The following is a 2,402-nucleotide window of genomic DNA, read 5'->3' as shown; positions in this document are numbered from 1 at the left end:
AGGCCGTGGCCCGCACCGGGGTTCTCCGGTGCGGGCCACGGCCCGGCGTACTGTGTGGGCTCGGGTCAGAAGCCCATGCCACCCATCTCGTCGCCACCCGGCATCGCCTGACCGGCGGGCTCGGGCTTGTCGGCCACGACGGCCTCGGTGGTGAGGAAGAGCGCCGCGATGGAGGCGGCGTTCTGCAGCGCGGAGCGCGTCACCTTGACCGGATCGTTGATACCGGCCTCCAGCAGGTCCTCGTACTCGCCGGTGGCGGCGTTGAGGCCCTGGGCGCCCGGGAGGCTCCGGACCTTCTCCGCCACGACGCCCGGCTCGAGACCGGCGTTGAAGGCGATCTGCTTGAGCGGGGCGCTCAGCGCGAACTTGACGATCTTCGCACCGGTGGCCTCCTCGCCCTCGAGGGACAGCCCGTCGATGGCGACCTCGGACTTGACCAGGGCGACGCCGCCGCCGGCGACGATGCCCTCCTCGACCGCGGCCTTGGCGTTGCGGACCGCGTCCTCGATGCGGTGCTTGCGCTCCTTGAGCTCGACCTCGGTGGCCGCGCCCGCCTTGATGACGGCGACGCCGCCGGCGAGCTTCGCGAGGCGCTCCTGGAGCTTCTCGCGGTCGTAGTCCGAGTCGGAGTTCTCGATCTCGGCGCGGATCTGGTTGACCCGTCCCTCGATCTGCCCCTGGTCGCCCGCGCCCTCGACGATGGTGGTCTCGTCCTTGGTCACGACGACCTTGCGCGCCTTGCCCAGCATGGAGATGTCGGCGGTCTCGAGCGAGAGGCCGACCTCCTCCGAGATGACCTGGCCACCGGTGAGGATGGCGATGTCCTGCAGCATGGCCTTGCGACGGTCACCGAAGCCCGGAGCCTTGACGGCGACGGACTTGAAGGTGCCGCGGATCTTGTTCACGACGAGCGTGGACAGGGCCTCGCCCTCGACGTCCTCGGCGATGATCAGCAGGGACTTGCCCTCGCCGATGACCTTCTCCAGCAGCGGCAGGAGGTCCTTGACGGTGGAGACCTTGCCCGAGACCAGCAGGACGTACGGATCCTCCATGACCGCCTCCTGGCGCTCCGGATCCGTCATGAAGTACTGCGAGATGTAGCCCTTGTCGAAGCGCATACCCTCGGTGAGCTCGAGATCCAGGCCGAAGGTCTGCGACTCCTCGACCGTGATCACGCCCTCCTTGCCGACCTTGTCCATGGCCTGGGCGATGAGCTCGCCGATCGCCGGGTCGGCGGCGGAGATGCCCGCGGTCGCAGCGATCTGCTCCTTGGTCTCGATCTCCTTGGCGGAGGCGATCAGGTGCGCGGTGACGGCCTCGACGGCCTTCTCGATGCCGCGCTTGATGCCCATGGGGTTGGCACCGGCGGCGACGTTGCGCAGGCCCTCGCGCACGAGCGCCTGGGCCAGGACGGTGGCGGTGGTGGTTCCGTCGCCCGCGACGTCGTCGGTCTTCTTGGCGACCTCCTTGACGAGCTCCGCACCGATCTTCTCGTACGGGTCCTCGAGCTCGATCTCCTTGGCGATGGAGACGCCGTCGTTGGTGATCGTGGGGGCGCCCCACTTCTTCTCCAGCACGACGTTGCGACCCTTGGGGCCGAGCGTGACCTTGACGGCGTCGGCGAGCTGGTTGAGACCGCTCTCCAAGCCGCGGCGGGCCTCTTCATCGAACGCGATCATCTTTGCCATTGGGTGAATCATCCTCCGGGTGTGGGGTGACACGTATGTGGTCGGCGTCGGCGCCCGCGACGGACGGAGCGGACCGTGTCAGATCCGCGCCTCACCTTGCGACCTCAGTTCAGGTGTTGCTGGCACTCAGGGTAGCCGAGTGCCAACCGCTTTTCTAGCACTCGCCCCCGACGAGTGCAAAGGGTGCGGCCCGGTGTTCGCGGCGGGCGAACGACACGCACGGTCGCGCCCCGTCCCCTACCATCGAGACGCCATCGAAGCCCGTTCCCATTGGAAGGCCATCCATGCCCACCGAGTCCGCTCCCGCCGCCATCGAGAGTTCGATCGAGATCGACGCCCCACCGGCCCGGGTCTGGGAGGTCGTCTCCGAGGTCCGCAACGCCCCCCAGTGGAGCAGCCAGGCGCACAAGGTCGTCGCCCTCGGTGGCCGCACGACCGCCGGGACGTGGGCGCTCAACATCAACAAGCGCGGCCCGATCTTCTGGCCCACCACCAGCCGTGTCGTCGAGTTCGAGCCCGGCAGAAGGTTTGCCAACCGCATCACCGAGAACACCACGGTCTGGGTCTTCGAGCTCGAGCCCACCGCCGACGGCGGCACCCGGCTCACCGAACGTCGTGAGGTCCCGAACGGCCTGACCTTCATCTCGACGTTCCTCACCGACAAGCTCTTCGGCGGCCAGCCCTCGTTCACCAAGGAGATGGACAGGGGCGTGT

General features: G+C 68.2%; 2 protein-coding genes. One reads left to right on the top strand and one right to left on the bottom strand.

The genetic code is table 11. The annotated features are described in order from the left end of the window. Positions 1–65 precede the first annotated feature (65 nt). A complete protein-coding gene (gene groL, locus G6031_RS15870) occupies positions 66–1,688 on the bottom strand; it encodes a chaperonin GroEL (RefSeq protein ID WP_179523441.1) in 1,623 nt (540 codons plus the stop codon). A gap of 284 nt (positions 1,689–1,972) precedes the next feature. Between groL and G6031_RS15865 the strand changes: the two genes are divergently transcribed. After that, positions 1,973–2,402, top strand: a 430-nt coding sequence (locus G6031_RS15865; protein WP_182653784.1) for an SRPBCC family protein, incomplete at its 3' end; no start/stop codon positions are given.

It is taken from the genome of Dietzia sp. CQ4, assembly GCF_014145125.1.
GTDB classification, from domain to species: Bacteria; Actinomycetota; Actinomycetes; order Mycobacteriales; family Mycobacteriaceae; genus Dietzia; species Dietzia natronolimnaea.
This window is presented reverse-complemented; position numbering and strand designations above follow the sequence as displayed.

Excerpts from the sequence above, each read along its gene's own strand:
- groL (WP_179523441.1), bottom strand. The coding sequence starts at position 1,688 with ATGGCAAAGATGATCGCGTTCGATGAAGAGGCCCGCCGCGGCTTGGAG.